At 58.2% G+C, this 5,242-nt stretch carries 7 protein-coding genes and 2 tRNA genes; 4 read left to right on the top strand and 5 right to left on the bottom strand.

The genetic code is table 11. The features are described 5' to 3' along the window. Positions 1 to 418 (top strand): hypothetical protein (locus BGIM_RS54895; protein WP_040891688.1); only part of this gene is annotated, 418 nt, incomplete at its 5' end. 179 nt (positions 419 to 597) lie between these two features. Beyond that, positions 598 to 1,437 (top strand): creatininase family protein, encoded by an 840-nt coding sequence (locus BGIM_RS0139585; protein ID WP_020475139.1) that lies wholly within the window; start codon positions 598 to 600, stop codon positions 1,435 to 1,437. A gap of 22 nt (positions 1,438 to 1,459) precedes the next feature. Here the strand turns inward: BGIM_RS0139585 and BGIM_RS0139580 are convergent, their stop codons facing one another. The 3 genes from BGIM_RS0139580 to BGIM_RS0139570 all read right to left on the bottom strand — a co-directional run bounded on the left by BGIM_RS0139580 (position 1,460) and on the right by BGIM_RS0139570 (position 3,876). Then, positions 1,460 to 2,800: a BBP7 family outer membrane beta-barrel protein gene (locus BGIM_RS0139580; RefSeq protein ID WP_020475138.1), complete on the bottom strand. Its 1,341-nt coding sequence runs from the start codon at positions 2,798 to 2,800 to the stop codon at positions 1,460 to 1,462. Positions 2,801 to 2,933: 133 nt separating this feature from the next. Beyond that, positions 2,934 to 3,416 (bottom strand): HIT family protein, encoded by a 483-nt coding sequence (locus tag BGIM_RS0139575; protein WP_020475137.1) that lies wholly within the window; start codon positions 3,414 to 3,416, stop codon positions 2,934 to 2,936. A 19-nt stretch (positions 3,417 to 3,435) separates the two neighbouring features. Further along, on the bottom strand, positions 3,436 to 3,876 hold the full coding sequence (locus BGIM_RS0139570; protein ID WP_020475136.1) for a universal stress protein: 441 nt from the start codon (positions 3,874 to 3,876) through the stop codon (positions 3,436 to 3,438). Positions 3,877 to 4,065: 189 nt separating this feature from the next. Here BGIM_RS0139570 and BGIM_RS0139565 point away from each other — a divergent pair. Further along, positions 4,066 to 4,136 (top strand) — tRNA-Gln (locus BGIM_RS0139565). Between the two features lie 376 nt (positions 4,137 to 4,512). Beyond that, a tRNA-Ile gene (locus BGIM_RS0139560) sits at positions 4,513 to 4,585 on the top strand. Here BGIM_RS0139560 and BGIM_RS60750 read toward each other — a convergent pair. Together BGIM_RS60750 and BGIM_RS0139550 are read right to left on the bottom strand one after the other, a co-directional pair. Continuing rightward, positions 4,560 to 4,760, bottom strand: coding sequence for a hypothetical protein (locus BGIM_RS60750; protein WP_157369781.1), 201 nt, complete (start codon positions 4,758 to 4,760; stop codon positions 4,560 to 4,562). The two genes, BGIM_RS0139560 and BGIM_RS60750, sit on opposite strands and share 26 nt — an antisense overlap. Before the next feature lie 257 nt (positions 4,761 to 5,017). Continuing rightward, positions 5,018 to 5,242: hypothetical protein (locus tag BGIM_RS0139550; RefSeq protein ID WP_029631582.1), on the bottom strand; the 225-nt coding region annotated here is incomplete at its 5' end.

Genomic DNA, 5,242 nt, shown 5'->3' with positions numbered 1-5,242 from the left:
CCTGTCGCAAACCGTGACGGGCACGGCGACGGCGGGTGTCGGCGGCCTGCTGGCCGGGGCGGTGAGCAGTCCCGAGAGCGCAGTCTTTGGGATCGCGGTGACCGGCCTGTCGGGCAAGGGGACGTGGCTGTACGACCGGACGGGGTTGGGGAATTTCGCGATCCTCTCCGGGGTGTCGCCGACGACCGCCCTGCTGCTGCCGGCGTCGGCGGTGTTGAAGTTCGTGCCGGCGGACTCGTCGGTGGCCCAGGTGGCGACGCTGAGTTACAAGGCCTGGGACGTGACCAACAGCGGCCAACTGTCGGCCGGCTCGAAGGTCAGCACCACCGGGGCGACCACTAAGAATTTCTTCAGCACGGCTGTCGAAACCCTCAACGTCAACATCGGAAACCACGCTCCGGTCTTGGCTCCTCTGTGACCGGGATGACGTGACGCCGGGGAAAGTTCTCCGATAAAAAGACCGTCGTTTCACCAAGGCAACAGGTGAAACGACGGTCTTTTTTGTTGGCGAGGGGGCACCTCGATGGTGGATCGGGACCGTGTGATCGGTTACTGTTCAGGAGAATCGTCCTCATCCATTTGGTTGAAAGGTTTTCCATGTCGCCGCTTCGTGTCTTGCTGCCCGCCCTGGCAATCATCACTTCCCTGCCGGCCCAAACCCCGGTCAAACCGGCCGGGCGGGATACGCCGAGTCCGATTCCGGCCCGCGAGGGCGTGTTTGTTGAAGAGTTGACATGGGTGGAAGTCCGGGATGCCCTGAAGGCCGGCAAGACCACCGTGATTATTCCGACCGGCGGCGTGGAACAGAACGGCCCGTATCTGGTCACCGGGAAGCACAATTACGCAATCCGGACAATTTCGGAGGTGATCGCCAAAAAACTCGGCAACGCGCTGGTCGCCCCGGTCGTGCCGTTCGTTCCGGAGGGGAAAATCGAACCGCCGAGCGGCCATATGCTTTATCCCGGCACCATCAGCGTGCGCAAGAAAACGTTCGAGCGACTGCTGACGGACATTTGCGAGAGTTTTCGCACGCACGGTTTTACGGAGATTGTGATGATCGGCGACAGCGGCGGGAACCAGAAAGGGATGAAAGCTGTCGCGGAGCGGCTCAACACCAAATGGGCCGGGAAGCCCGCCCGTGTGCATTACATCGAGGAATATTATTCCGAGGATCTCGATCCGTGGCTGGAGAAACAGGGAATCAAGCAGAAACCCGAAGGCCTGCACGACGACTTCATCCAAACCGCCACCCTGACGGCCATCGACCCGACACTCGTGCGGGCGAAAGAGCGGATGACGGCCGGGAAGTTTCAGATCAACGGCATTAACCTCGCCCCGATCGAGAAAACGGCCGAGTGGGGCCGCAAGATCATCGCCCGGAGAACCGAAATCACCGTGGCCGCCATTCGCCGGGAATTGGAGAAGCCCCGGAAGTAATGCTTCCGTGGAAATTGGTCTGTCAGTACGAGAAACCGACTCCGAAGCTCAGGCCTTGCATCCACAAGCCGGTGTCGTTCATCATCCGGCCGGGTTGTTGGGAGGCGGGAGCGCCGCCGCCGAACAGCACGCTTTGATTCACGTTCACATTGCGGTCGATTTGATTGCCGGGCCGCAACACAGAGTTCAAAAACAGGGCGTCGTATCCCACGTTGATCCGCACATTCGGGGTGATGGCAAACGCCAGCCGAAAGTTCGCCTCCGGCAGCACGCCGAAACGATCCTGCGACGACGAACCAATGTTGCTCGGCTGGCTGAACACCCCGCCGGGGAACACGGCATTCGCCATTCCGAAGGCCGAGCCGTTGACAACCGTGTCCCCGTGGACGTTTAGCGTTTGCCGGACAACCCCGAGGGCCACCTTCCCGGTGACGGACGCCTGCCAGCGTCCGAGGTTCCATTGGGCCTGACCGCCAAGGTTAACGCCGCCGAAGTGGTTTTGCGTGTCGAAGGAGTCCCGCACGGCGACGGTTCCGGCGTTGTTGGTGTCGTAAAACACATCCGTCAGTTCAAATTTTTCCCGCACGTTCATGTACCGTCCGCCCATCAGAACGGCGAGCGTCAGATCATCACCGGGATTCGGAACGAAGAGGGCGTTTGCCTCCGTGCCCCACAACTCCGTGCTGCCGCTGATGCGGACAGAAGAGGGAGCGCCCCCCGGATTCAACGATGTCTCCCCCGCCGGATTGCCGGGGAAAGGCGTAATCGCGTTCACGGGAATCGCCAGCACCGACCCCAAACCGCTTGCTTGGGCGACATACCCGGTTGTGTTCGGCGAGAAAAGGAAAGCGGAGGCCTCGACGCCGAACCGGCCTTCCGAGTCAAGCCACCCTCCGGCGGTCAGACGCAGGCCGTTCATCCCGCGAAAATCAAAATTGCGGTTGCCGCCGCCGACCAGCACGCCGGTCCCCGGTTCGTTCAAGGCCGCGATGCTGTTCGGATTACCATTCAACGTCAGCACGGGAACTCGAATCGGCCCGTTGGTGATCCGCTGAAGCAGATAATCAAAATGAAGCCAGACCCGTTGTTTGCGGTATGGATCCGCGACGCCCTCCTGCGTTTCGGGCGGCGCGGGATTATCGCGTCCGGAATCAATCAGGTTGAGGAGTTCGGGCGAATATCGGCTTTTGCCATTCGGATCGTCCGGCAAGATGGCTGGTTGGGAAGGCTTGAGGGGTTTGGTTTCGGGAACGGTCTCATCCGGCAGGATGAGTTTTGGCGTGGCGCCTTCCTGGGCATACAGGGGCCAGATGCCTCCGAGAACACACCAGCCCAAGATCCATGTTCGCGTGCGTCGATTCATTCCGCTCTCCGGCGAAAAACGCCTTGCCCCAATTCGTGAGATAACGAGGCCGCCGGGGAAACACAATCCGACTTGCAATGAGAAGAGAATGGGGAAGACAGAGAAGACGAGCCAGAAAGGCTCGCTCGTTGTTCTATCCCGGATTGGTCAGCAATTCCCACAGAGAATCAAGTGATTGCACGATGACCTTCACGTCGGCGAAGATGGGCATGAAGTTGGTGTCGCCGTTCCAGCGGGGGACAATGTGCCAGTGCAGATGGCCCGGCACCCCGGCCCCGGCGGCTTTGCCGAGGTTCAGCCCCACGTTGAAACCATCCGGGTTCACGGCGGTCTTCAACACGGCGATCATCCGGCGAAGCACAAGCTGACTGTCGAGCAGTTCGGCCTCGGTCAATTCATCGAGTTGTCCCTTGTGGGCCTTCGGACAGACGAGCAAGTGGCCGTTGTTGTAGGGGAACTTGTTGAGGCACACGACCGAGTGTTCCGACCGAAACACGATCAGATTCTCGCGGTCGGCGGTCTCGCGGACACCCCGGCAGACGAAACATTCGTCGTCCTGCTTGGGTGCCTGCAACTTGGCGTAGGCGAGCCGCCACGGAGCCCAGAGTTGATCCATCGGAAGATGATCCGCGCTTTCAGGAAGAATGATCGGACGCGATGAGGGGACGATCCGGCTCCCGTTGTCCCTTGGGGAGTTTGACACACATCACGGAGCAAGGCGCCCCCCGGAGAACTTGTTCCGCGACGCTCCCCGTCAGAAGGCGTTCGACGCCGGTGCGCCCGTGGGTGCCCATGACAATGAGTTCAATGCCTGTCTCGTCGGCAAAACGGACAATTTCGGAGCCGGGATCGCCTTCCAAAAGCACATGGCTGACGGGGATGTTGCGGTTGGCCGGCCGGATCTGCTCCAATTGGCCTTTCCAAAAATCCAGCCGACCCGCTTGGTCGGGCGTGGCAACATAGACAATGGTGATGGCGGCCCCGAGGTTTTCCGCGAGGGCGACGGCATGGAGGTACGCGTGGTTGGAATAGCTTGAAAAATCAGTGGGATACAAAACGGTGCGGACTCGAAACATGACGACCCCTCCGGAGTCTTCCGAGGATTCGGTTCCATCGCATCGTACCAGAGGCAGGCGCAAGACACAAACACCGAGATTGGGAAAATCGACTTGCCGCCGACCCGGCTTGCCGCGAGGGAGTCGGATCATTAAGTTAATGGAAGCACACGATCCATCCGGTGATCAATTGTCACCAACAGGAACTATTACCCGGTAGTGTAACGGTAGCACAAGAGTTTTTGGCACTCTTTGTCTAGGTTCGAATCCTAGCCGGGTAGTTATATAAACCTCTCATTCGTAAGAATTTGCGAGGTTTTTTTGTTTGTTAGACCATTTGTTTGATTGTTCGCCCAACAATAGCCCAAACTATTTTTCGCAGAGCGATCCAAGCACATCACCAACCCTGATGTTTCTGTTCCGGTTGGCCAAAGGCCGGGGTCGGCGAGGCATGGGACTTCCTGTGCATTGAGACAATTTTTCTCCAACATGCGCCTGATCGATTGCCAGATTTCTTCAGGGTCGTCATGATAAAGGTGTGCCCGCGTGGCTTCCTGCCCGAAAGCCCCCCGAATGCGATTTTCGGGTGTTGTCTCGGGTGTGGTTTTTCTAGAAAATCACGGCAGATGTTCAAAAATGCCTATAAAAATAGGCTCCGGGGCCTTAGCTCAATGGTTAGAGCAGGGGACTCATAATCCCTTGGTTCAGGGTTCGAATCCCTGAGGCCCCATTCGCGCGTGCTTATACGGAAGATGTTGTCCGGCATATTTCATTACCGCAGAGAAAACCGCCATCATCAATGCCAGGGCCAGCCAGGTCTGGGCGACGATGCTTCTGATCCCGTCCAAGTCGAACACCGCCACCACAATCGCGGCCGCCATGAAACAGATGGAGTATTGCCACATCACTTGTTCTCCCATGGGGTTTTTGTCGGGAGAATAAGGAGCATTTGCCGGGCCGGTGGCGAGCGGTTCAAAGACAAAGAGATGTGTTTTCGCGTCTTTGATGAACGCAGATTCTCTGCCGAAAGATCAATCGGTTTTACTCATCCAGATGAAACATCCGAAAGGTGAGGATTTTTCAGATCATCGGGCGATGGAAAACGGAGATCGAACCTGTCATCCTTGGAAGTTCGACCTTGGTTCCCTCAGACTGGCCATCTTCATTTTTGCGGCGACACTCTCTTCGTCTGCGCCATCAACCCCATCGCGGTCACTTCGCGAGGGTTTGACCGCAAAACAAAACCAAGCACGGGATCGCCGTCGCCGCCGAGTTTGACCGGCGGGTTCGCATCCCCTTTGCTGCCGATCCATTCGCTTTCGTAGGAATCGGTCAGGTCCAGTTTCCCGTCAACCACTTTCATGAACGTGACGGAAAAACCGAACAC

The organism is Zavarzinella formosa DSM 19928 (assembly GCF_000255705.1).
In the GTDB taxonomy this organism is placed as follows: Bacteria; Planctomycetota; Planctomycetia; order Gemmatales; family Gemmataceae; genus Zavarzinella; species Zavarzinella formosa.
Note: the sequence above shows the minus strand (reverse complement) of the source record. Positions and strands in the feature narration are given on the sequence as shown.

What these genes read in the sequence shown, in the direction of transcription:
- BGIM_RS0139580 (WP_020475138.1), bottom strand. Translation starts at nt 2,800, where the DNA reads ATGAATCGACGCACGCGAACATGGATCTTGGGCTGGTGTGTTCTCGGA.
- BGIM_RS60750 (WP_157369781.1), bottom strand. Translation starts at nt 4,760, where the DNA reads ATGTGGCAATACTCCATCTGTTTCATGGCGGCCGCGATTGTGGTGGCG.
- BGIM_RS0139575 (WP_020475137.1), bottom strand. Translation starts at nt 3,416, where the DNA reads ATGGATCAACTCTGGGCTCCGTGGCGGCTCGCCTACGCCAAGTTGCAG.
- BGIM_RS0139570 (WP_020475136.1), bottom strand. Translation starts at nt 3,876, where the DNA reads ATGTTTCGAGTCCGCACCGTTTTGTATCCCACTGATTTTTCAAGCTAT.
- BGIM_RS0139585 (WP_020475139.1), top strand. Translation starts at nt 598, where the DNA reads ATGTCGCCGCTTCGTGTCTTGCTGCCCGCCCTGGCAATCATCACTTCC.